This is a genomic window from Streptomyces subrutilus, from assembly GCF_001746425.1.
Taxonomy (GTDB): domain Bacteria; phylum Actinomycetota; class Actinomycetes; order Streptomycetales; family Streptomycetaceae; genus Streptomyces; species Streptomyces subrutilus_A.
The window spans coordinates 4,259,482-4,281,153 of sequence record NZ_MEHK01000001.1 but is presented as its reverse complement, the minus strand read 5'-3'; the positions used below and the strand labels follow the sequence as shown (position 1 = coordinate 4,281,153).

Below are 21,672 nucleotides of genomic sequence, written 5' to 3'. Positions count from 1 at the left end.
ACCTCTAATTCATGGTGTCGATTGATCTCTGCCAGTCGCGGAGGTCGACCTCGCGGCCGATGCCCCACAACTTGTCCAACTCTCCTTGGACTTCCCGGCCCATCGCCGTATCGCACCCGTCGATCTCGAGCTGAGTGGACTGGATGGCGAGCCGGCCGTGCAGGAAGGAGCTGACCAGGTAGCGGTCGTCCGCCTTGTACACGGCGATCGACGGCAGGGAGTTGTACACCCGCACCTGGAGCCTGTGCCGCAGCTGCGGCGGAACCTCGTCGTGGACGGATTTGAGGATCTGCAGGCTCCCCCGCACGTCCACGGCCCGGCCGGGCTCCCCGGTCCGCAGTGCCCGGTCGCGCAGGTCCGCCACCAGGGAGGACGGGTGCAGCAGCAGGATGCGCACCTCGGTCCGCCGTTCGGTGACGGCCCTGGTCAGCTCGGTCTTCAGCTGCTCGAGGTTGGGTATCCAGGTCTGCAGGATGGACACCTCCCACCGGGCGTTCTTCAGCAGCTCGATGAAGGCTGCCTCGGGGAAACTCGGGTGCACCCTGGTCACGCCGTCGTAGCGCTCGCGCCGCAGCTGGCCCTCGATGCCGTCGATGTCGAGCCGGGAGACCTGCGCGTTCATGGTGTCGAGCACCTTCAGGCGGTCGAACTCCATGAGGAGGAAGAGGGTGACGGTGCTCAGGATCAGCAGGGTGATCTTCGGGAGTGTTCCTCCGGGGGCCATCTTGTCGAGCCACCCGAGGAGGTCCGCGAGCAGGACCCCGACGCCCGCCGTCGCCATCGCACCCAGTGCGATCCGCTCGGCCCGGTTGCGAAAGCCATTCGCCATACCCACCCCAGCCCCCGACGTCCCTGTCGTTGGCGACGACTGTACACACGCGCCGCCGCTCACATGACGCAGGGTCATGTCTCGTTTGTCAAAGGGCAGTTCAGAACCCAATCAGGCCTTTCTCAGTAGCCACAGGGCTCCCTGATCGGGGTCTCCGTACAGCTGGAACAGCTCGGGTTGCCCGGCGCTGCCGGCCACCTCCCAGGCCTCCTCATAGCCGTCGCAGTCGCGCACGGTCAGGTCCACTCCCGCCCGCCGGGCGCGCTGGGTCCCGGACGGCCGCTCCACCCAGGTCCCCGTGGCGGTACAGGTCGCCGCGCCGCCGCGGAAGGCGTCCATCGGCACGCCGTCGACCCGCGCCGTGCCGTCCTCCCGAAGCCGGACCGTCCCGCCGGCCGCGCCGCGCCATTCGCCGACGTACGCCGCCCGCCCGAGCTCGGGCGGCTCGTAGCCCTCCGGCGCGCCCTGACCGGCTACGACGGCCACCGCCGCGGCGAAGGCGATCAAGCCGGTCGCCAGGCCCGTCCGCGCCACCACGGACGCCGGCGCCCTGCCCGTGCGCAGGGCCCGGCCCGCGACCCCCAGCGGAAGCACCCCGGCCGCCGTGATCCAGAACCAGGAGTCAACGTACGGGGCCCCGTACGCCCAAGGCGCCAGCGCACCGAGCGCCGACGCGGCGTGCAGCCAGACCACGGCGGCCCACGGGCGGCCGGTCCGCTCCGCCAGTGCGAGGGCGGGGCGGGTGAAGAGCATGGCGTGCAGGAACGCACCGCCCAGGAGCAGCAGCCCGCCGACCACGCACACGATGGGCATGAAGAAGAGGAGGGCTACTGCGGTGACCCCTGTGTCCCGGCCGTAGGGATCGCCGGCGTCCGGCAGGGCGATCCACAGGGCCAGTCCGACCAGCGCTTCGCCGACGAGGACCGCCTCCGCCCCCGGGGCGGCCGCCCACCAGCCCGGCCGCGCCGTCTCCGCCGCGTGTGCCGTGCGCTCCGCGTACGTCGCCCGCGCCATTCCGCCCACCCCCGCCTTGAACGTGTTCAACACCCTCGGAACGGGACCCTACACCCCTCCTTGAACACGTTCAATACCCGCCCCGGACCCGCACCTCCCTTCCCATCTGACGAGCCGTCAGGTTCAATCGGAGGTGTGATGGGACACGCAGGGATGGCGGCCACCGTCGTCCGATACCTCAGGTCAGTCGGCTCCCCCACCTCCGCCTCGGCGGAGCAGGGGCCCGAGCCCGTCGACGCCCTGCCGCGTCCCGATCTGCGGGCCGTCGGCGCGGACGAGCGCGCGCCGGTCTCGCCCGCCGAGTTCCGGGCCGTGCTCGGGAACTTCGCCAGCGGGGTCACCGTCATCACCGCGCCGCCCGGCGAGGACGAGCAGGGCCCGGCCGGCTTCGCCTGCCAGTCCTTCGCCTCGCTGTCCCTGGACCCGCCCCTGGTCACCTTCATGGTGGCCCGTACGTCGACCACCTGGCCCCGGATCGCCCGCGCCGGGGTGTTCTGCGTGAACATCCTCGGGGCCGAACAGGGCGAGCTGTGCCGGTCCTTCGCCGTCAGCGGCGCGGACAAGTTCGCCGGGGTCACCCACAGCCCGGCCCCCGTCACCGGGTCCCCCCAGCTCGACGCCGTGCCCGCCTGGATCGACTGCCGGATCCACGCCGTCCACACCGGCGGCGACCACCTCATCGTGGTCGGGCGGGTCGTGGCCATGGGCGCGGCGGGCGAGGGCGGTCCGCTCCTCTTCCACCAGGGCCGCTTCGGGCGGCTGGCGGACTGAGCGGGCGGACGGACCGGCCGGCCCCACCGACCCGGCCCCGCCCGCCCGCGCCCCCCAGAACGTGAGGACCCCCCGCGCCACCCGGCCGTGGTGGGCGTCGTCCGCCGCCTCGGCGAAGTCCTCCACCGGGTAGACCTCCGTCACCAGCTCGTCGAGCAGCAGCCTGCCCTGCCGGTAGAGCTCTGCGTACAGCGCGATGTCGCGCTGCGGGCGCGCGGACCCGTACCGACAGCCCATGATCGTCTTGTCCAGGTACATGGACGAGACGAGGAAGGACGCCTCCTCCCGGAAACCGGGCACGCCGAGCAGGACCGCCTGCCCGTGCCGGTCGAGCAGGTCGATGGCCTGGCGGATCAGCTTCACGCTGCCCACGCACTCGAAGGCGTGGTCCGCGCCGGTGGGCAGGATGTCCTTGACCGCCGCCGAGCAGTCCGGGACCGCCGAGGCGTCGATGAAGTGGGTGGCCCCGAACTGCCGGGCCACCGCCTCCTTCGCCGGGTTCGCGTCGACCGCCACGATCGTCGTGGCCCCCGCGATCCGGGCCCCCTGGAGCACGTTCAGCCCGATCCCCCCGGTGCCGATCACGACCACCGACTCGCCCCGGTCGACCTTCGCCCGGTTCAGCACCGCCCCCACACCCGTCAGCACCCCGCAGCCGATCAGGGCCGCCGAGGTCAGCGGGATGTCGGCCGGGATCTTCACCGCCTGCACGGCCTTGACGATCGTGCGCTCCGCGAAGGCCGAGTTGGAGGCGAACTGGAAGAGCGGCTTCCCGCCCCGCGAGAACGGCTGCCCGGGCATCCCGATCGCCTTGCGGCACATCGTCGGCCGGCCCCGGTCGCAGTCCGCGCACGCCCCGCAGTTGGCGAGGGTGGACAGCGCCACGTGGTCGCCGGGCGACACGTGCGCGACCCCCGCGCCGACCGCCTCGACCACCCCGGCGCCCTCGTGCCCGAGCACGACCGGCGGCGGGAACGGGATCGTCCCGTCGATCACCGACAGGTCGCTGTGGCACAGCCCGGCCGCCCCTATCGCGACCAACACCTCCCCCGGCCCCGGATCCCGGATCTCCAGGTCGTCGACCACCTGGGCCTGCTTGCCGTCGAACACGACGCCTCTCACCTGGGCTCCTTAGGCAGGCCGAGCACGCGCTCGGCGATGATGTCGCGCTGGATCTCGTCCGAACCGCCGTAGATCGTGTCGGCACGGGTGAACAGGAAGAGCCGCTGCGCCTCGTCGAGTCCGAGCTCGTACGGCAGTCCGGGCGCCCACGGCTCCGCACCGGCCGCGGCCGCCGCGCCGCGGACCTCCACCGCCAGCTCGCCGAGCCGCCGGTGCCACCCGCCCCACAACAGCTTGGCCACGCTCGGCGCACCGCCGCCGGCCCCGCCGCTCCCGCCGCCGGCACCCGCGCCACCGGCACCGCCGCCGGCACCCAGCGTCCGCAGCGCGTTCCACCGCATCGTGCGCAGCTCGGCCCACTGCCGTACGAGGCGCCCCCGCACCACCGGATCGGGGGCGCCGGCGGCCGCGTACGCCGCCAGCACGCGCTCCAGTTCCGCCGCGAAGCCGATCTGCTGGACCAGTGTGGAGACCCCCCGCTCCAGGGCGAGCAGGCCCATGGCCACGCGCCAGCCGTCGCCCTCGGCGCCCACGACCTCGGCGGCCACCGCCCCGTCGAAGAACACCTCGTTGAACTCCGAGGTCCCCGACATCTGCCGGATCGGCCGCACGTCGATCCGGCCCGGCTGGTCCATCCGTACGAGCAGGAACGACAGCCCCCGGTGGCGCCGGGACCCCGGCTCGGTGCGGGCCAGCACGAAACACCAGTCGGCGTCCTGGGCCAGGGAGGTCCAGATCTTCTGGCCGGTGACCCGCAAGAGCCCGTCGGCGGCGTCCCGTACCGCCGCCGTACGGATCCCCGCGAGGTCGGAGCCGGCGCCCGGCTCGCTGTACCCCTGGCACCACAGCTCCTCGCCGCGTGCGATGCCGGGCAGGAAGCGGTCGCGCTGCTCCCGGGTCCCGTAGGCGATGAGCGTGGGCGCGAGGAGGTTCTCCCCGATGTGGCCGACCCGGCCGGGTGCGCGCAGCGCCGCGTACTCCTCGGCCCACACCACCTGCCCGGTCAGGGAGAGCCGGCGGTTCCCGTACCCCTCGGCCTCCCAGCCCTGCCCGATCCAGCCGCCCCGGCCCAGCTCGCGCTCCCAGGCCCGCCGCGCCGCGACCCCCTCGTGCTCGCTGCCCGGACCGCCGAGGCCCCGTGCCCGCGCGTACGGGCCCACGAGGTGCTCCGCCAGCCATGCGCGGGCGCGCCCGCGCAGCTCCTCGTCCTGTGCCCCGAAGCCGAAATCCACGCCGGTCTCCCTCGGTCCTAGGCGTTGGGCCGGTCCTTGGCGGCCGCCGCCTTGGCCATGGCCTCCAACTGGGCGAGCATCGGCATCGGGTCCTTGCCCACCGTTCCGGGCAGGAAGTCGGCGATCTTCTCCGGGGTCCAGGAGCCCTCGGCGTACCCGGCGCGCAGTTCGCGCGGCTGCGCCCAGACGGCGATCTTCGGGCCGGCGATCGTGTAGACCTGCCCGGTGATGTCCTGCGCCTTGGCCCGGTCGCTGAGGAGGTAGGTGACGAGCGCCGCGACGTCCTCGGGTTCGCCGATCTCCTTGAGCTCCATGGGCACGTTGGCGGACATGCGGGTGCGGGCGACGGGTGCGACGGCGTTGGCGGTGACCCCGTACTTGGCGAGGCCGAGCGCGGCGGAGCGGACGAGGGAGATGATCCCGCCCTTGGCGGCGCTGTAGTTGGCCTGGGCGACGGAGCCCTGGTGGTTGCCGCTGGTGAAGCCGATGAGGGTGCCCGAGCCCTGCCTGCGCATGACGGCGGAGGCGGCGCGGAAGACGGTGAAGGTGCCCTTGAGGTGGGTGGCGACCACCGGGTCCCACTCCTCCTCGGACATGTTGAAGAGCATCCGCTCGCGCAGGATGCCCGCCACGCACACGACGCCGTCGATGCGCCCGAACTGCGCGAGCGCGGTGTCGACGATGCGCCGGCCGCCGGCCATGGTGGAGATGTCGTCGGCGACGGCGACGGCTTCGCCGCCCGCGGCGAGGATCTCCCTCACCACGGACTCGGCGACCTCACTGGTGGGCTCCCCGCCCCCTATGCCCACTCCGTAGTCGTTGACGACGACCTTGGCTCCCTCGGCGGCCGCGGCGAGTGCCACGGCCCGCCCGATGCCCCGGCCGGCGCCGGTGACGGCGACGACCTTGCCTGTCAAGAAGTTCCCCACGCCCGGCCCCTTCCCGCGTTTTCTGACGGACCGTTAGATTCTATGGGCAGTCAGATGTCCCCGCACAAGCCCTCGTTGCCGTTTCCCACCAAGGAGCTGTTGAGGCCCATGTCACTGCCGGCCGAGTTCCACGACATCGCCAAGCGCGTCAACAACTGGGGGCGCTGGGGCGCCGACGACGAGATCGGCACCCTGAACCTGGTGACCGACGAGGTCGTCCGGGCGGCCGCGGCGGAGATCCGCACGGGCCGCCGCGTCCCGCTGGCCCTCCCCCTCGAGGAGGACGGGGTGCAGGCCGGGATGATCCCGGGCCGGATCAACCCGTTGCACACGATGGTGCAGATCAACCAGGAGCTCTTCGGGCCGGGCACGGTGGCGTGCAGCGACGACGCCGTGACCATGGGCCTGCAGGCGGGCACCCACTGGGACGCCCTGACGCACGTCTCGCACTCGGGGAAGATCTACAACGGCCGCCCGGCCTCCTCGATCACCGCCCACGCCCGGTCGGAGTACAGCGGCATCGACAAGGCCGGGCACATCGTCTCGCGGGGCGTCCTGCTGGACGTGGCGCGCGCCAAGGGCCTGGACCGGCTGCCCGGCGGGCACCCGGTGACCCCGGAAGACCTGGCCGAGGCGGAGGAGTTCGGCGGGGTCGCGGTCCGCGCCGGGGACATCGTCCTGGTGCGCACCGGCCAGGTCCAGGTCTACCTGGCGGGCGACAAGCACGGCTACGGCTTCCCCTCCCCGGGGCTGTCCGTCCGCACCCCGGAGTGGTTCCACGCGCGGGACGTGGCGGCGGTCGCGAACGACACGCTCACCTTCGAGATCTTCCCGCCGGAGGTCGAGAACCTGTGGCTGCCGGTGCACGCCCTCGACCTGGTCGAGATGGGCATGCTCCAGGGCCAGAACTGGAATCTCGAAAAGTTGTCCACAGCCTGTGCGGAAGAGAGCCGGTACGCCTTCCTCCTGTCGGCCATGCCGGAACCGTTCGTCGGCGGCACCGGCACCCCGGTGGCCCCGGTGGCCGTCCTCTGAGGTCAGGGCCCCGGGACGGGCCGGGGGCGGGCGGGACGCCGCATCCCGCTACAGCGGAGCCCCGTCCCCCGCCGGGAACGGCCGCCCGTGCCCCGGGACGATCACGTCGGCCGCCCCGAGGACCCGCAGGCGCGAGCCGCGCAGGAGGTCGCGGTCCGGCGCCATCGGGTCTTCGGCCGGGCCGTCCGGACGCCACCACAGGTCCCCGACGAAGGCGACCACGCCGTCGGCGGTGCCGGCGAGCAGGGTGATGTCCTCTGGGCTGTGGCCCGGGGTGCGGATCAGACGCAGGGAGCCGGTGAGTTCGTACCCCTCGGCGTCCCGGTCGGTCCACTGGTCGTCCCGGTACTCCGCCTTGTGGTCGTGGACCCGGGCCCGGGCGAACAGCCCCACGTTCATGGTGTTGTCGGGGTGGTGGTGGCTGAGCACGACGTCGGTGATGTCGTCGGGCGCCAGGCCCAGTTCGGCGAGCGGGCCGAGGATCCGGTCGCGGTGGGCCACCATGCCGGGGTCGACGATCACGTGCCGGTCGCCGTCGGTGACGTACGAGACGGTGGCGGCGACCCCCGGTCCGGTGGAGGTGGTGTAGCCGGTGGTCAGGACGGTGAACTCGGCGCTGCGGCCGGTGGGCTGGTCTGTCATGCCCCTACCTTCGCGCCCGGCCCCGTACCCCCGCGAGTGGCTCTTCTGCCCGTGATCGCGGGTTTCGTGCCACGCCCTGTCGGGCCGGCCGCTCGGCCCCGTCTCCCAGCATGCGGACCAGGGTGATCCGCTCCTCCGCCCCCGTGGAACCATGAGGTGTCCATGACGCGTCCCTGTTCGCGCCGCTTCGGACGCCGGACCGGGTCCCCGACACCGGACCCTCCCCAACCCTCACCTTCACGCCAGGAGACAGCCCCCATGGCCAACCCCTACCAGGCCGCGCCGCCCCCGTTCCCGCCCCCGCCCCAGCCCCCCGCGCGCCGCTCGAACGGCGGCGTGGCCGGCTTCCTGGCCGTCGCCCTCGTCATCGCCGGCATCTACGGCGCCTCCCAGTGGCTCGGCAACGACGACGGCAAGCCCAAGGGTTCGGCCTCCGCCACGGCGTCCCCGTCCGCCAAGCCCTCCGCGAAGCCCTCGGACCCCGGCAACCCCGAGTCCTCCTCCGACACGTCCAGCGCGTGGAAGGTCGGCGACTGCGGCGGCCCCGACCCGGACAACAAGCCCGACGGATACCGCCCGCAGAAGTGCTCCGCCTCCGGTGCCACCTTCAAGGCGATCGACATCAAGGAGGCCAGCATCCTCCCGGGCTCGATCCAGTGCCCGCCCGGCACCGACCTGATGATCGAGGTGAGCATCTCGTACGGCAGCGGCAAGACGAGCGGCATACCCACCAACACCGTCTGCGGCCGGAACCTGTCCGACGACCACCCGGGCGACGCGGGCGCGGGCGGCGGCCAGCTGGTGAAGGGCGACTGCGTGACCGACCAGGCCCAGGAGGTCGCCTGCGCCACGGCCGGCTCGTACAAGGTCCTCGGCCTGGTCAAGACGAAGAGCGAGTGCCCGTCGGGCACGACCGAGCCGATGGAACTGACCATGGCGATCGGCCGCCCGTACGACGTGATCTGCGCCGACAAGTAACGCCGCGCCCACGCCGCACAGCCCCTCTGCACCGGCGGGGGGGCTGTCTTGTTCTGCGCTCCGCCCGTGCGAGGGGTCAAAGACGCCGCGAAGGGAAGGCGATGCTCACTAGCATCGCCTCCCATGATCACAGTGGTCGTCACCATCGCGCTGGCGTTCGTCGGCTATGCAGCCACCTATCTCAACGGCTTGCGTCTGGCGCAGCGCCAAGAACGCCTCGCTCACTTGAACCGGCAGCTCAGCGACTTTTACGGACCGCTGTTCGCCCTCACGGAGGCCAACAGCCGCATCTTCGGCGCGTTCATGGAGCGCAACGCTCGTCCTGACGGCAGGTCGCCCTTCGTGCATGAGATACCGCCCTCCCCCGAGGAACTCGCCGAGTGGCGGTTGTGGGTCAGGTCCGTCTTCCTCCCCAACATTCAGGCGATGCGCGACCTCGTCATCAAGCACACCGACCTCTTGAGCGAACCAGAGATGCCGCCGATTCTGCTTCAGCTGTGCGCCCACGTTTCCGGCTACGAGATCACGGCCGCCCGGTGGGAGCAGGGGAGCTATGACCAGCACCTGTCCGTGGTGCCCTTCCCCAGTGAGGAGCTGGCCGCATACGCGCGGCACGGGTTCGCGGGCCTGAAGCAGGAGCAGGGCCGTTTGCTCGGGCGACGGCAGGACGGCTGACCAAGAGAAACGACCTGGGCCGCACACCGCGATCTCGCACAGGAAATGCGGGAGACGACAAGGAAGACCTGCGGGTGGCGGCGGTGCGCGTGCACGCCCCGAGCGCGGCACGGCAGCCGCCACCCCGCGACCCGCACTCGTCAAGGCGTGCCCTTGGCGTCCCCTCGCGTCGAATCGCTCCACACCAGGGTGATCAAGATGTGACGGAACGTCAACACCTCGTTAGAGGTACACGCGCGGTTCCCGCATCGAGGGGTGAATTTCCGGCGGCCCGTCCGTGGCTCCGTCCGACGTCGATTTCTCCGCGCGGTCGATCTCGCACCAGATCCGCTTGCCCGCCCCCTCGCGCTGCCAGCCCCAGCGGTCCGCGAGGCCGTCGACCAGTTCCAGGCCGCGCCCGTTGGTGTCCTCGCCGCCCGCCTGCCGGCGCGCCGGCGCCCGGTCGCTCGCGTCCGCGACCTCGACCCGCACCCCCGGCCCCCCGAACAGCATCCGCAGCACCGCCGGACAGCCCGTGTGCACGACCGCGTTCGTGACCAGCTCTGAGATCAGCAGGATCAGCGTCTCCGCGAGCGGTTCGTCATCCCCTATGCCCGACCCCGCCAGCCGCGACCGGGCCCACCGGCGTGCCCGGCCGACCTCGGCCGGGTCCGGTCCTACCTCAAGCTGAACCTGAAGCACCTGCACCGCTCACACCATCCGAACCGGCGGACACTTCGCCTCGCGACAGGATGGGATCACCCACTGTGATCCCCTTGCGCAGCAGCATGGTTGACGTACAGTCACCACAACAAGCGCTTCGGGCATATTCCCGTGCGAAGGAGTGGGCGTGGTGCATACTGTGCGACGCCTGCGCCGCTCAACCGCTCGCATTCGTGGGAGCGTACCGGAGCGACCCCCGGACTCCGGGCCCTAAGGCGGAGGGCGAAGGACACAAACGGATATCAACTCTCTGTAATCGGACATGCGTCCCGCGCCTTCCCTCCCGTAACAGCCGGCTACGGCGCCGAGCCCAGCAGTTCAGCCGCCAGCAGCTCCTCCGCCTCCGTCGCGGTCCGCCACTGCTCCGCCCGCACCCACGCCCGCTTCAGGTGCAGATGGACGTCCGCCTCCCACGTGAAGCCCATCCCGCCGTGCACCTGGAGGCAGTCCCGGGCATTGGCCACCGCGGCCTCGTCCGCCAGCAGCTTGGCCGCCGCGATCTCCGACGAACCCGCCGCGGACCCCTCCCCGGACGCCGAAGCCACCGCCGCCGCGTAGACCGCCGTACGGGCCACCTCCGCCCGCACCAGCATCTGCGCGCACAGGTGCTTGACCGCCTGGAACGCCCCGATCGGCTGCCCGAACTGCTCGCGCTCCCCCGCGTACCGCACCGCCAGCTCCAGCGTCCGCAGCGCACTCCCGACCTGCAGCGCGGCCGTCAGCACCGCCCCCTCGGCGGTGTACGAGGACACGTCCGCGCCCGCCGGGACCCGGTGCAGCGGCGTCAGCGGGTCCGCCGAGCGGACCGGGGAGCCGGCGGGCAGCCCCGGGGCGCCCAGTACCGCGTCCGCCTCCCCCAGGTAGGAGACCAGGCCCCCGCCCAGGTCGAACGCGGTGACCACCGCGGTCCCGGACGCCGCCCCCGGGACCACCCCGGCGGCCAGGTGCGTGGCCACCAGCGGCCCCGGCAGCAGCGCCCGCCCGGCCTCCTCGAAGACGATCACCGCCTCCGCCAACCCCAGCCCGACCCCGCCCTCGGACTCAGGCAGCCGCAGCGCGAAGAAGCCCGCCCCGCCCAGCTCCCGCCACAGCCCCCGGTCCACGCACACCCCCGAGTCCACCGACGCCCGCAGGGCCTCGCGCCCGTAGCGGCCCGCCAGGAGGTCCCGTACGCCCGCCCGCAGGTCCCGCTGCTCCTCGGTCGGCTGGAAGTCCATGCCCCTCACCGGCCCTTCGGGAGGCCGAGGATCCGCTCGGCGACGATGTTCCGCTGGATCTGCGAGGTGCCCGCCGCGATCGTGTAGGAGAGCGAGGAGAGCCGGTCCAGCGTCCACTCCTCCTCCAGCGACAGGGACAGCGGCCCCAGCACCTGCGCCGCCACCTCGTACAGCTCCTGCCGCGCGTGCGAGTAGGCCAGCTTGAAGACGGAGCCGCCGATACCGGGGACCCCGCCCGACCGCTCCGACTCGCTCACGTTCCACTGCGTGAGCCGCCACAGCGCGCCGAACTCCCCGTACAGCCGCCCCAGCCGGCGCCGCAGCACCGCGTCGTCCCAGCGCCCGTTCGCCTTCGCCGTACGGGCCAGCTCGCCCAGGGTCCGGCGGCAGGCGACGACCTCCCCGACGAAGGCCGTGCCCCGCTCGAAGGACAGGGTGACCATGGTGACCCGCCAGCCGTCGTTCTCCGCCCCGACCCGGTTGGCGACCGGCACCCGCACCTCGTCCAGGAACACCTCCGCGAACTCCGTGGACCCGGCCAGCGTGCGCAGCGGCCGGACGGTCACCCCCGGCGCGTCCATGGGCATGGCCAGCCAGGAGATCCCGCGGTGCTTGGGGGCCTCGGCGTCCGTCCGTACGAGCAGTTCGCACCAGTCGGCGACCTCCGCGTGCGAGGTCCAGATCTTCGACCCCGTGATCACGTACGCGTCGCCGTCGCGGACCGCTCGCGTGCGCAGGGAGGCCAGGTCGGAGCCGGCGTCCGGCTCGCTGAAACCCTGGCACCACACCTCTTCGCCGCGCAGCACCGGCGGCAGCCAGCGCGCCCGCTGCCGCGCCGTCCCCTCGGCGGCGATGGTCGGGCCGGCGTGCAGCAGCCCGACGAAGTTGGCGCCGACGTACGGGGCCCCCGCGCGCTCGGTCTCCTCCAGGAAGATCAGGTGCTGGGTCGGGGTGGCCCCGCGGCCGCCCGCGTCCACCGGCCAGTGCAGGCCCGCGTAACCGGCCTCGTACAGCCTGCGCTGCCAGCCCAGGTCGTACGCCCGCCGCCCGGGCCAGTCGTCCGGCGAGGGCCTGGCGGGCAGCTCGGGCAGCACCTTGCCGAGCCAGGCGCGCAGTCGCGCCCGGAACTCCTGCTCCTCTTGCGTGTAGGCCAGGTCCATCAGCGGCCCTCGACCCGGTCCCGGTCGAGGTCCAGGCCGAGCATGCGGATGGCGTTGCCGCGCATCAGCTTGTAGACCGTCTCCTCGTCGAGGCCACCCACGTGGTCGAGGGCTACCTCCTTGGTGTGCGGGAAGGTCGAGTCCACGTGCGGGTAGTCGGTCTCGAACGTCGCGTTGTCCCGGCCCACCACGTCGAGGGAGGCGATGCCGTGCTTGTCGCGGAAGAAGCAGCAGAACATCTGCCGGTAGTAGTACGTGGACGGCGGCTCGGGGATCAGGTCGCGGACCCCGCCCCAGGCGCGGTGCTCCTGCCAGACGTCGTCGGCGCGCTCCAGGGCGTACGGGATCCAGCCCATCTGCCCCTCGCTGTAGGCCAGCTTGAGCGTCGGGAACTTCACCAGCACCCCGCTGAACAGGAAGTCCATCATCGAGGCCATCGCGTTGTTGAAGCTGAGCGAGGCCTGGACGGCGGGCGGCGCGTCGGGGGAGGCGGCGGGCATCTGGGAGCTGGACCCGATGTGCATGTTGACCACCGTGCCGGTCTCCTGGCAGACGGCGAAGAAGGGGTCCCAGTAGCCGGAGTGGATCGACGGCAGCCCGAGGTGGGTCGGGATCTCGGAGAAGGTCACCGCGCGCACGCCGCGGGCCGCGTTGCGCCGGATCTCGGCGACCGCCAGGTCGATGTCCCACAGCGGGATGATGCACAGCGGGATCAGCCGGCCGCCGCTGTCCCCGCACCACTCCTCGACCATCCAGTCGTTGTAGGCGCGCACGCAGGCGAGGGCGACCTCCTTGTCGTGGGCCTCGGCGAAGGTCTGGCCGCAGAACCGGGGGAAGGTCGGGAAGCACAGCGAGGCCTCGACGTGGTTGAGGTCCATGTCGGCCAGGCGTGCCTTGGGGTCCCAGCAGCCCCGGCGCATCTCCTCCCGCGTGATCCCCTCCAGCGTCATGTCGTCGCGGTCGAATCCGACGGCGGCGATGTTGCGCTTGTACGGGAACTGCAGGTCCTCGTAGATCCACCAGTCGGTCGGCGGGCCGTCGGGGTCCATGGTGATCACGTACTTGCCGCCGGTGTACTCCAGCTCGCCGATGCCCGCGGTGAGCGGCTGGGGGCCGCGGTCCCGGTACTTGGCCGGGAGCCAGACGTCGAAGAGGTGCGCGGGCTCGATCACGTGGTCGTCGACGCTGATGATCCGTGGCAGTTCCAGTCCCATGCCGTCTCCCCAATCTGATGGATCGTCAGAAACAAGCTAGCTCCGCCACCCCTGGACCGACAAGCGCCGGCGCTCTACGCTCTCCGCTTGATCTGACTATCCGTCAGTTAACTGGGGCAGCCATGGGAGGTCTGGGATGACGGACACGACGACCGGCACCGCGAAGGAGCTGAGCCGGTCCGCGACCCTGTGGGAACTGATCGCCCGCCGCGCCGCCCTGACCCCGGACACCACCGTCCTCATCGAGGCCGCACAGCACCCCGCCGACGACCGCCGGCTGACCTTCGGGGAGCTGCGCGACCGCTCCGAGCGGGCCGCCGCCGGCCTGTACGCCATGGGCGTGCGCCCCGGCACCGTCGTCGCCTGGCAGCTGCCCACCCGCATCGAGACCGTCCTGCTCTCGGCCGCCCTCGCCCGGATCGGAGCCGTCCAGTCCCCCGTGATCCCCTTCTACCGGGACCGGGAGGTCGGCTTCGCGCTCCGCGAGTCCAAAGCCGAGTTCTTCGCCGTCCCCGGCGTCTGGCGTGGCTTCGACCACCCCGCGATGGCCGAACGGCTCGGCGCTCGCGGCGTCTTCGAGGCGTACTCCGCCCTCCCGGACGGCGACCCCTCCGTCCTGCCCCCGCCGCCCGCCTCCGGCACCGATGTCCGGTGGATCTACTGGACCTCCGGCACCACCTCCGACCCCAAGGGCGTCCTGCACACCGACCGTTCGCTGATCGCGGGCGGCTCCTGCCTCGCGCACGCCCTGCACCTGACTCCGGCCGACGTCGGCTCGATGGCCTTCCCCTTCGCGCACATAGCCGGGCCCGACTACACCGTGATGCTGCTGCTGTACGGCTTCCCCGCGGTCCTCTTCGAGAAGTTCGCGATGCCCGACGCGCTGGACGGCTACCGGCGCCACGGGGTCACCGTGGCCGGCGGCTCCACGGCCTTCTACTCCATGTTCCTCGCCGAGCAGCGCAAGGACCCCGCCACGAAGCTCGTTCCCACCCTGCGGCTGCTCGCCGGTGGCGGCGCGCCGAAGCCGCCGGAGATCTACCACGCCGTCGTGCGGGAGATGGGCTGCCAGCTGACCCACGGCTACGGCATGACCGAGGTCCCGATGATCACCATGGGCTCCCCGGACGACACGGCGGAGCACCTGGCCACCACCGAGGGCCGGCCCCCGGCCGGGATGTCCATCCGCATCACGGGCCCGGACGGCGGGGCGCTGCCCGCGGGGACGGACGGGGAGGTCCGGCTCCGGGGGGAGGCGGTCTGCCAGGGGTATCTCAACCGGGACCAGGCGCCGGGCGCGCCCGAGGTCTTCGACGCGGAGGGCTACCTGATCACCGGGGACCTCGGGCACCTCACCGAGGACGGGTACCTGGTGCTGACCGGGCGCAGCAAGGACGTCATCATCCGCAAGGGCGAGAACATCTCGGCGAAGGAGATCGAGGACCTGCTGCACGAACTGCCGGGGGTCGCGGACGTGGCGGTGATCGGGCTGCCGGACGCGGAGCGGGGGGAGCGGGTGTGCGCGGTGGTGGAGCGGCCGGCGGGTTCGGCCGCGCCGCCGACCCTGGCGGAGGTGACGGCGTACCTGCGGGGGGCGGGGCTGGCGACGCACAAGCTGCCGGAGCGGTTGGAGGTGGTGGATGCGCTGCCTCGTAACGAGGCGCTGCGGAAGGTTCTGAAGTACCGGCTCAGGGAGCGTTTCGCGTAGCCGTGGCGGGGGCGGGTGCCGCTGCGCGGAGCCGTTCCCCGCCCCGCCCTTTCTCCGTTTCCCGGGGGCTCCGCCCCGGGCCCCGCTTCGGGGCCTCCGCCCCCGCACCCCCGCGCCTCAAACGCCGGCGGGGCTGACCTTCCGGCCCGGCCGGCGTTTGAGGCGCGGGGGTCCCCCCGACGGGGGCTGGGGGAGGGTCTGGGGCGGAGCCCCAGCAGGCGGCCCGCAGGTCACATGCGGCTCAAGGACGCGGCGGCGAAGAGGACGTCGCGGATGGCTTCGCGGTCGCCGTGCTGGCCCGCGGCCGCCTCCTCCGGGGAGATGTGCCCGGCAGCCAGCTGGCAGAACTCGACGCGGTCCAGCGCGATCTCCGCCACCGTCCGCTCGACCGACGGCACGGCCCCCGGCGAGTCCAGCGCGATGTCCCACCCGCCGCCGCCGGCGCCCTCGATCTCCAAGTGCAGCGTCCGTCCCGGCGCACCCGCCGCGACCAGACCCCGCGCCGGCGCCGCCAGGCCCGCACGGCGGCGCTGTGCCAGCGCGCCCGGGAGCAGGCGGGCCGCCAGGTCGATCATCCGGTGCAGGTGCGGCCCGGTCGGCGGCTCGTACGGGTAGTCCACCGCCTCCGCGATGTCCCACGCGTGCACCCAGCACTCGAAGGCCCGCTCCAGGAACGCGTCCCCGAGCGGAAGGGCGAAACCGCCGTAGTCCACCGCCAGTTCCGCCACACCTCGCCCGGCGAAGGAGACCGTACGCACCAGCGTGTGCCCCTGCTCCCGCCACGGCTCGCGGACCTGCCGCGTGGTCGGGTACGCCGACGCCTGCCAGAAGTGCTCCGACCGTTCGGCCGGGCCGGCGCCCGGCCGCACCTCCTTGCCCAGCGGATCGTCCAGCCCCAGCGCGGTGGCCACCAGGCCGTCCACCGCCAGCAGGTGCCCGATCACGCCCGCCACCGTCGTCCGCTGCGTCTTGCGCCGCTCGTCTTCGAACCACTTCAGCCGGACCGGGGTGTGCCACTCCGAGTCCCCGAAGTCCTGGAGCAGCGCGTCGAGCCGCGCGGTCTCGGTGTCGTACGGGTTCGCCCACACCGGCACCGGGATCCGGGCCGGCCGCTTGCCCAGGCAGTCCTCCAGCACCCGGGAGCGCAGCAGCGGCCCCAGGTCGAGGTTCTCCTCCGGGTGCAGCAGCCCCACCGCGTCGCGCAGCCGCAGCGCCTCCTCCGCGCAGGGCGCGCACTCGGTGAGGTGGTCCTCCACCGCCTGCGTCTCCTCGGCGGAGCACGCGGCCAGCGCCCACGCGCCGAGCAGCGACTTCAGCACGGCGTGCGAGGGCGGTTCCGCGGCCGGCGGCGGCAGCGGCAGCAACGGCGGCGCGTGCCGCGGGTCGAAGTCGTCGGCGGCGCCGCGCGGGCCCGGTATCCGGGCCGGGCCCGCGGGGCGCTCGTATCCGTCCTCGGGCCACTCGGCGGGGCCGTTCATCGCGACGTTCCATATCCGGGCTGGGCGGAGTCCTCCTGCGGGAGGGCGTTGGCGGTCGACAGCAGCTGGAGCCCGAGCCTGAGCCGGCGGCGCGCCTCGTCCTCGCTGATCTGGAGGTCGGCGGCGGCCTGCCGGTAGTCGCGCCTTTTGAAATACGCGAGTTCGAGCGCGGCACGCAGCGGCGCGGGCATGGAGGTGACGATGTAGTCCGCGCGGGCGGCGGCGTTGGCACTGCGGACCTTCTGCTCGAGCTCCTCGCGCGAGCCGCGGCCCAGCTCGGCCTGGCGCAGCCGGGCCACCGCCTGGCCCTGGGTGATCCGGGCGACCCAGGAGCGCATGGAGCCCTGTTTGGGGTCGTAGGCGTCCGGGTTCTCCCAGATGTAGCCGAAGACCTCGCGGGTGATCCGGTCCGCGGCCTTCTCGTCGCCCAGGACGCGGTGCGCCAGGCTGTGCACGAGCGAGGCGAAGCGGTCGTACAGCTCACCGAGCGCGGCGGCCTCGCCGCGGGCAAGGCGTTGCTGCATGCGGCGGTCCCAGCGCGGTGATACGTCCTTAGGCATAGTGCCCCCAGCCGTGTGTCGACGCATCGAATGTAATGGGCACCCGGCCCATCGCGCCCGTTTTGCGGGAAGGTCACCCTGGAAGTGAGCCCTCCGTGATAGGGGCGTGGCGGTGTGTGAACCGTGGTGACGACGGCGGCACATGGGGACAGGTGTACGCGCCCCGCCGCGCTCCCCGTGCGCGGGTTCGATGCGTTCGCGCCCTTGACCGGTTCGCTTAACGCACAGGCCACCGAGGCCTTACGCTCCTGCCTTGTCTTGATCTGAACCCACCGCACACGTGAAGGCGGAACGCCGAACATGGACAGCGCAGAATACGAGCGCAAGATCGCCGCCCGATTCGCCACCTTCGACCAGGACGGGTCCGGGTATATCGACCGGGAGGACTTCAGCGCGGCCGCGAAGGCCGTCCTGGCCGAATTCGGCACCACGGCCCGGTCGGACAAGGGCCAGACCGTCTTCGCCGGCGCCGAGGCGTTCTGGCAGGGCATGGCCGGAATCGCGGACGTCGACGGGGACCAGCGGGTGTCCCGCGAGGAGTTCATCACCGGCGCGGCGAAGCGGCTGCGGGACAACCCGGACCGGTTCGCGGAGATCGCGCGGCCGTTCCTGCGGGCCGTTATCGCGGTGGCGGACGAGGACGGCGCGGGCGCGACCCCGGCGGCCGCGGCCCGCGTCCTGCGCGTCCTCGGCACCGCGCCGGAGCTGGCCGCGCGGGTGGCCGCCGCCCTCGACACGGACGGCGACGGCCGCATCTCGGAGGAGGAGATCCTGACGGCGTTCGCGTCGTACTGCGGGGTGGAGGCGCCCGACGCCTGACCCCTGCGGGGGGCTCGGCCGCCTGGTGGGTGCCCTTTGCCGGCGCGGCGCGGTGTCCCCTGCCGGGGCGGGCCTTGCTCCCGTGCCGGGGGGCCTTGTTCCCGTGCCCGGGCTGCGGTGTCCCGTGCCGGGGCGGGCCTTCCTCCCGTGCCGGGGGGCCTTGTTCCCGTGCCCGGGCTGCGGTGTCCCGTGCCGGGGGCTTCGCTTGGGCGGGCCTTCTTCCCGTGCCGGGGCGGGCCTTGGCCCCTGACGGGGGGGCCTTGTCCCGTGCCGCGGGGCGCCGGCCTGGGCCCCTGCCGGAGGGCCTTGGCCCGTGCCGCGGCTTCGCTTGGGCGGGCCCTCTTCCCGTGCCGGGGCGGGACTTGGCCCCTGCCGGGGGCTGCGGTGTCCCCGGCCCGGGGCGGGCCTGACCCCCTGCGGGGCTGGGGCGTGTCCTGCCGGGGCTTCGCGGGCGGGCCTTGCCCTGCCGGGGCTGGGCCGGGGCTGCGTGGGGACGGGGGCGGGGTGGGGTGTTGTCCGGGACTCATGATTCATGGCGCCTTGGGCGGGGCTGCGTTGGCGGCCGCTGCTGCCGCGCCAACAAATCACGTTTTACGTCCCGGACAACACCCCACCCCACCCCGCCCCCGTCCTGGCCGGCCCCGGCGCACGGGCTGCTCGCGCCGTGCCCAGGAGGGCTACGCGAAGACGACCGTGCGGGAGCCGTTGAGGAGGACGCGGTGTTCGCTGTGCCACTTCACCGCGCGCGCGAGCGCCTGGCACTCCACGTCGCGGCCCACCGCCACCAGCTGGTCGGGGGTCACCTCGTGGCCCACCCGCTCGACCTCCTGCTCGATGATCGGCCCCTCGTCGAGGTCCGCCGTCACGTAGTGCGCGGTCGCGCCGATCAGCTTCACACCCCGGGCGTGCGCCTGGTGGTACGGCTTCGCGCCCTTGAAGCTCGGCAGGAACGAGTGGTGGATGTTGATGATCCGGCCGCTCATCTCCTTGCACAGGGTGTCGGACAGCACCTGCATGTACCGCGCGAGGACGACCAGCTCGACGTTCTCCGCGCGGACGAGCTCCAGCAGCTGCGCCTCCGCCGCCGCCTTCGTGTCCTTCGTCACGGGGATGTGCACGAACGGGATGTCGTACGAGCCCACCAGCTCCGCGAAGTCCGTGTGGTTGGAGACCACGGCCGCGATCTCGACCGGCAGGGCGCCGATGCTCGAGCGGAACAGCAGGTCGTTCAGGCAGTGGCCGAACTTCGACACCATCAGGATGATCCGCATGCGCTCGTCGGAGCGGTGGATCTGCCAGTCCATCCTGAACGAGTCGCCGATCGCGGCGAAGCTGGCGCGCAGCTTCTCGACGGTCACCGCGGGCTCGGCCTCGAAGTGCACCCGCATGAAGAAGAGTCCGGTCTCACGGTCTCCGAACTGCTGGCTGTCCACGATGTTGCAGCCGGTCATGAAGAGGTAACTCGACACGGCGTGCACGATGCCCTGCTTGTCGGGGCAGGACATGGTCAGGACGTACTGCGGGGGCTGGGGCTGTGCCTCGGGCTGCGGGTCGCTCATGACCGCATAGCCTTTCACACCGCGCGGGTGAGGATCCTCAACACTTCCAGCGACCGCGGCCGCACGTCGGGGTCGTCCCCGTCAGCCGCGGCCAGCCGTACGTGCGCCTCGCGTGCGGCGCGCACCGCCTCGGGCCAGGCGTGGTGCTCCAGGTAGGCGGAGACGGCCGCGTCGGGGCCGACCTGGTGCATGATGCGGAGCACGCGCAGCACGGCGAGGTCGACCAGGGCCGCCTCCTGGGAGTCCCGGAAGATCGTGCCGACGTACTTCTCCGCCGACCAGCTGTCGAGCCAGGTGTCCTCGACGAGCCGGTACACGGCGTCGGTGACGTCGCCGTACCCTTCGGCGCCGGCGAGCCAGGTGTCCTCGTGGAAGGCCGGATCGGAGAGCATGTGCAGCGCCGAGCGCACGTTGCTGCGCCAGCGCCACCACGGCATGTCGTTCAGGGGCATGCCGCCCATGGTGGAGGAGCGGCCGCCGCGACGGGAAGAGTTCTTCGAACCTTGGGCGAATGTCACGCCGTCGATCGTACGTTCCCGCTCTCCGCGATCTTCAGGCGCGTGTGAATAACCGGAGGATGATATTCCCCCCGGTAATTCACTTGCACGTCACCGGATGTTGCGGACCCCTCACTCTTCAGTTACCCGTGGAGCGGAATGGTGCATGGACATGACCGCTTGGCGACACACAGCGACCCTCTCCCGCACCTTCCTGGCCACGGCGATCGGTGCGTGTCTCGTCGCCGGGTGCGGGGTGCTCCCGGGCGACTCGGAGGGTTCCGGGCAGACCCTCACGGTCATGACGTTCGCACCCGAGGGCACCAAGGCGACCAACATGCCCGGAATGACCGGCATGGCCAAGGCGTACGAGCGCTGGGTCAACGCCAAGGGCGGCCTGAGCGGGCGCAAGCTGCGTGTCCTGACCTGCAACGAGAACAACACGCCCAGCGGCGCGGCCGACTGCGCCCGCAAGGCCGTCGACGAGAAGGCCGTCGCCGTCGTCGGCTCCTACAGCCAGCACGGACGTGCCTTCATGGCCCCGCTGGAGGCCGAGGGCATCCCGTTCATCGGCGGCTACGGGGTCTCCTCCGAGGAGTTCCAGTCGGTCCTCTCCTACCCGGTCAACGGCGGCCAGCCCGTCCTGCTGGCCGGCGCCGGCCACCAGCTGGGACGCGCCTGCGACGAGGTCGCGCTGGTCCGCCCCGACACCCTCGCGGGCGACTCGATGCCGATCCTGCTGAACGCCGGGCTCAAGGCCAACAAGATGGCCGAGGCCTCCGACATCCGGGCCGCCGAGGACTCCGCGGACCTGTCGACGCAGGCCCGCGAGGCCCTCGCCGGCACCACCACGAGCGCCGCCGCCGACAGCAAGGACAAGGCGAGGCAGAAGGCCAAGAGCTGTGTGACCGCCGTGCTCGGCGAGCGCACCGAGACCTTCTTCGACGCCTTCCGCCGCGCCGACTCCCAGAACAAGAAGCCGCAGATCTCCTCGGTCCTCGGCAGCGTCAGCCAGTCCCTGGTGGACCGCACCGGCGGCAAGGAGAGCCCCTTCGAGGGCGCGTTCCTGACCAGCTGGTACCCGGTGGCGGCCGACCCCCTCTGGGACCCGATGCGCAAGGTGATCGCCGACCACGCCTTCGGCGACGACGGGGTCGACCCCGACGACAGCGGGACGCAGACCACCTGGATCGCGTACACCGTGCTGAACGAGGTCGTGAAGCGCTTCAAGCCGGACGAGAACATCACCGCCCGCAAGGTCACGCGGTCGCTCAACCAGGCGGAGGGCGTCACCACCGGCGGCCTCACCCCGGACCTGAGCTGGCGCTACCAGGACATGCGCGCCGTCGCGGGCTTCCCCCGCATCGTCAACGGCCGGGTCACCTTCCAGGTCGTCCAGGCGGGCCGGCTCGTCGCCCAGGAGGGCGAGCAGACGATGGACATGACCGCGACGCTGGAACAGGGCCCCCGGGCGGCGTGACGGCGGGGGACGCGGGCCCGGCACCGCCGAAGAGCCGGCGCCGGAGGGAGT

The 21,672-nt window shown here is 72.3% G+C and carries 20 protein-coding genes and 1 pseudogene; 7 read left to right on the top strand and 14 right to left on the bottom strand.

Translation table 11 applies throughout. The features are described 5' to 3' along the window. Positions 1-4: 4 nt before the first annotated feature. Together BGK67_RS38975 and BGK67_RS20290 are read right to left on the bottom strand one after the other, a co-directional pair. Positions 5-829 (bottom strand): hypothetical protein, encoded by an 825-nt coding sequence (locus BGK67_RS38975; RefSeq protein ID WP_069921417.1) that lies wholly within the window; start codon positions 827-829, stop codon positions 5-7. A 111-nt stretch (positions 830-940) separates the two neighbouring features. Next, the gene (locus BGK67_RS20290) at positions 941-1,876 is read right to left on the bottom strand and encodes a hypothetical protein (protein ID WP_141754038.1); all 936 of its coding nucleotides are present in this window, start codon (positions 1,874-1,876) and stop codon (positions 941-943) included. Positions 1,877-1,996: 120 nt separating this feature from the next. Between BGK67_RS20290 and BGK67_RS36405 the strand changes: the two genes are divergently transcribed. Further along, positions 1,997-2,614: a flavin reductase family protein gene (locus BGK67_RS36405; protein WP_079154632.1), complete on the top strand. Its 618-nt coding sequence runs from the start codon at positions 1,997-1,999 to the stop codon at positions 2,612-2,614. A 57-nt stretch (positions 2,615-2,671) separates the two neighbouring features. On the opposite strand, the pseudogene BGK67_RS20285 reads toward BGK67_RS36405, so the two are convergent. From BGK67_RS20285 to BGK67_RS20275, 3 genes and pseudogenes are all read right to left on the bottom strand, one after another. After that, positions 2,672-3,736: pseudogene (locus BGK67_RS20285) on the bottom strand (Zn-dependent alcohol dehydrogenase); the annotation flags it as partial. Further along, positions 3,733-4,968: an acyl-CoA dehydrogenase family protein gene (locus BGK67_RS20280; RefSeq protein WP_069921415.1), complete on the bottom strand. Its 1,236-nt coding sequence runs from the start codon at positions 4,966-4,968 to the stop codon at positions 3,733-3,735. The gene BGK67_RS20280 and the pseudogene BGK67_RS20285, both read right to left, overlap by 4 nt. 17 nt (positions 4,969-4,985) lie before the next feature. After that, complete coding sequence (locus tag BGK67_RS20275) at positions 4,986-5,897, bottom strand: SDR family oxidoreductase (RefSeq protein WP_069921414.1); 912 nt, start codon at positions 5,895-5,897, stop codon at positions 4,986-4,988. A 108-nt stretch (positions 5,898-6,005) separates the two neighbouring features. Between BGK67_RS20275 and BGK67_RS20270 the strand changes: the two genes are divergently transcribed. Then, positions 6,006-6,932, top strand: coding sequence for a cyclase family protein (locus BGK67_RS20270; protein WP_069921413.1), 927 nt, complete (start codon positions 6,006-6,008; stop codon positions 6,930-6,932). 48 nt (positions 6,933-6,980) lie between these two features. Here BGK67_RS20270 and BGK67_RS20265 read toward each other — a convergent pair whose 3' ends face one another. Continuing rightward, positions 6,981-7,574, bottom strand: coding sequence for an MBL fold metallo-hydrolase (locus BGK67_RS20265; protein ID WP_069921412.1), 594 nt, complete (start codon positions 7,572-7,574; stop codon positions 6,981-6,983). A 258-nt stretch (positions 7,575-7,832) separates the two neighbouring features. Between BGK67_RS20265 and BGK67_RS20260 the strand changes: the two genes are divergently transcribed. Together BGK67_RS20260 and BGK67_RS20255 are read left to right on the top strand one after the other, a co-directional pair. Continuing rightward, positions 7,833-8,552 (top strand): hypothetical protein, encoded by a 720-nt coding sequence (locus BGK67_RS20260; RefSeq protein ID WP_069921411.1) that lies wholly within the window; start codon positions 7,833-7,835, stop codon positions 8,550-8,552. 123 nt (positions 8,553-8,675) lie between these two features. Beyond that, positions 8,676-9,227 (top strand): hypothetical protein, encoded by a 552-nt coding sequence (locus BGK67_RS20255; protein ID WP_069921410.1) that lies wholly within the window; start codon positions 8,676-8,678, stop codon positions 9,225-9,227. 222 nt (positions 9,228-9,449) lie between these two features. On the opposite strand, the gene BGK67_RS20250 is transcribed toward BGK67_RS20255, so the two are convergent. From BGK67_RS20250 to BGK67_RS20235, 4 genes are all read right to left on the bottom strand, one after another. Then, complete coding sequence (locus tag BGK67_RS20250; RefSeq protein WP_069921409.1) at positions 9,450-9,914, bottom strand: ATP-binding protein; 465 nt, start codon at positions 9,912-9,914, stop codon at positions 9,450-9,452. 311 nt (positions 9,915-10,225) lie between these two features. Further along, positions 10,226-11,146: an acyl-CoA dehydrogenase family protein gene (locus BGK67_RS20245; RefSeq protein WP_069921408.1), complete on the bottom strand. Its 921-nt coding sequence runs from the start codon at positions 11,144-11,146 to the stop codon at positions 10,226-10,228. Between the two features lie 5 nt (positions 11,147-11,151). Continuing rightward, complete coding sequence (locus BGK67_RS20240; protein WP_069921407.1) at positions 11,152-12,306, bottom strand: acyl-CoA dehydrogenase; 1,155 nt, start codon at positions 12,304-12,306, stop codon at positions 11,152-11,154. Continuing rightward, the gene (locus BGK67_RS20235; RefSeq protein ID WP_069921406.1) at positions 12,306-13,520 is read right to left on the bottom strand and encodes an amidohydrolase family protein; all 1,215 of its coding nucleotides are present in this window, start codon (positions 13,518-13,520) and stop codon (positions 12,306-12,308) included. The genes BGK67_RS20240 and BGK67_RS20235 overlap by 1 nt, the downstream gene beginning before the upstream one ends. 136 nt (positions 13,521-13,656) lie before the next feature. On the opposite strand from BGK67_RS20235, the gene BGK67_RS20230 reads away from it, so the two are divergent. Next, on the top strand, positions 13,657-15,228 hold the full coding sequence (locus tag BGK67_RS20230) for a class I adenylate-forming enzyme family protein (RefSeq protein WP_069921405.1): 1,572 nt from the start codon (positions 13,657-13,659) through the stop codon (positions 15,226-15,228). A 230-nt stretch (positions 15,229-15,458) separates the two neighbouring features. Here the strand turns inward: BGK67_RS20230 and BGK67_RS20225 are convergent, their stop codons facing one another. Together BGK67_RS20225 and BGK67_RS20220 are read right to left on the bottom strand one after the other, a co-directional pair. Beyond that, positions 15,459-16,706, bottom strand: a complete 1,248-nt coding sequence (locus BGK67_RS20225) for a maleylpyruvate isomerase N-terminal domain-containing protein (RefSeq protein ID WP_069921404.1) — start codon at positions 16,704-16,706, stop codon at positions 15,459-15,461. Further along, complete coding sequence (locus tag BGK67_RS20220) at positions 16,703-17,266, bottom strand: sigma-70 family RNA polymerase sigma factor (protein ID WP_069921403.1); 564 nt, start codon at positions 17,264-17,266, stop codon at positions 16,703-16,705. The genes BGK67_RS20225 and BGK67_RS20220 overlap by 4 nt, the downstream gene beginning before the upstream one ends. Positions 17,267-17,566: 300 nt before the next feature. Between BGK67_RS20220 and BGK67_RS20215 the strand changes: the two genes are divergently transcribed. Next, positions 17,567-18,085: an EF-hand domain-containing protein gene (locus tag BGK67_RS20215; protein ID WP_069921402.1), complete on the top strand. Its 519-nt coding sequence runs from the start codon at positions 17,567-17,569 to the stop codon at positions 18,083-18,085. Positions 18,086-18,762: 677 nt separating this feature from the next. On the opposite strand, the gene purU is transcribed toward BGK67_RS20215, so the two are convergent. Further along, on the bottom strand, positions 18,763-19,644 hold the full coding sequence (gene purU, locus BGK67_RS20210) for a formyltetrahydrofolate deformylase (protein ID WP_069921401.1): 882 nt from the start codon (positions 19,642-19,644) through the stop codon (positions 18,763-18,765). A gap of 14 nt (positions 19,645-19,658) precedes the next feature. Then, positions 19,659-20,105 carry an SCO4402 family protein gene (locus BGK67_RS20205; RefSeq protein ID WP_069921400.1) on the bottom strand — a complete coding sequence of 149 codons (447 nt, stop codon included), beginning with the start codon at positions 20,103-20,105 and terminating at the stop codon, positions 19,659-19,661. A 208-nt stretch (positions 20,106-20,313) separates the two neighbouring features. On the opposite strand from BGK67_RS20205, the gene BGK67_RS20200 reads away from it, so the two are divergent. Further along, on the top strand, positions 20,314-21,621 hold the full coding sequence (locus tag BGK67_RS20200) for an ABC transporter substrate-binding protein (RefSeq protein ID WP_069923991.1): 1,308 nt from the start codon (positions 20,314-20,316) through the stop codon (positions 21,619-21,621). Positions 21,622-21,672: the final 51 nt, after the last annotated feature.

Coding starts and splice junctions, on each gene's coding strand:
- BGK67_RS38975 (WP_069921417.1), bottom strand. CDS start 829: ATGGCGAATGGCTTTCGCAACCGGGCCGAGCGGATCGCACTGGGTGCG.
- BGK67_RS36405 (WP_079154632.1), top strand. CDS start 1,997: ATGGCGGCCACCGTCGTCCGATACCTCAGGTCAGTCGGCTCCCCCACC.
- BGK67_RS20270 (WP_069921413.1), top strand. CDS start 6,006: ATGTCACTGCCGGCCGAGTTCCACGACATCGCCAAGCGCGTCAACAAC.
- BGK67_RS20265 (WP_069921412.1), bottom strand. CDS start 7,574: ATGACAGACCAGCCCACCGGCCGCAGCGCCGAGTTCACCGTCCTGACC.
- BGK67_RS20260 (WP_069921411.1), top strand. CDS start 7,833: ATGGCCAACCCCTACCAGGCCGCGCCGCCCCCGTTCCCGCCCCCGCCC.
- BGK67_RS20255 (WP_069921410.1), top strand. CDS start 8,676: ATGATCACAGTGGTCGTCACCATCGCGCTGGCGTTCGTCGGCTATGCA.
- BGK67_RS20245 (WP_069921408.1), bottom strand. CDS start 11,146: ATGGACTTCCAGCCGACCGAGGAGCAGCGGGACCTGCGGGCGGGCGTA.
- BGK67_RS20240 (WP_069921407.1), bottom strand. CDS start 12,306: ATGGACCTGGCCTACACGCAAGAGGAGCAGGAGTTCCGGGCGCGACTG.
- BGK67_RS20235 (WP_069921406.1), bottom strand. CDS start 13,520: ATGGGACTGGAACTGCCACGGATCATCAGCGTCGACGACCACGTGATC.
- BGK67_RS20230 (WP_069921405.1), top strand. CDS start 13,657: ATGACGGACACGACGACCGGCACCGCGAAGGAGCTGAGCCGGTCCGCG.
- BGK67_RS20225 (WP_069921404.1), bottom strand. CDS start 16,706: ATGAACGGCCCCGCCGAGTGGCCCGAGGACGGATACGAGCGCCCCGCG.
- BGK67_RS20220 (WP_069921403.1), bottom strand. CDS start 17,266: ATGCCTAAGGACGTATCACCGCGCTGGGACCGCCGCATGCAGCAACGC.
- BGK67_RS20215 (WP_069921402.1), top strand. CDS start 17,567: ATGGACAGCGCAGAATACGAGCGCAAGATCGCCGCCCGATTCGCCACC.
- purU (WP_069921401.1), bottom strand. CDS start 19,644: ATGAGCGACCCGCAGCCCGAGGCACAGCCCCAGCCCCCGCAGTACGTC.
- BGK67_RS20205 (WP_069921400.1), bottom strand. CDS start 20,105: ATGGGCGGCATGCCCCTGAACGACATGCCGTGGTGGCGCTGGCGCAGC.
- BGK67_RS20200 (WP_069923991.1), top strand. CDS start 20,314: ATGACCGCTTGGCGACACACAGCGACCCTCTCCCGCACCTTCCTGGCC.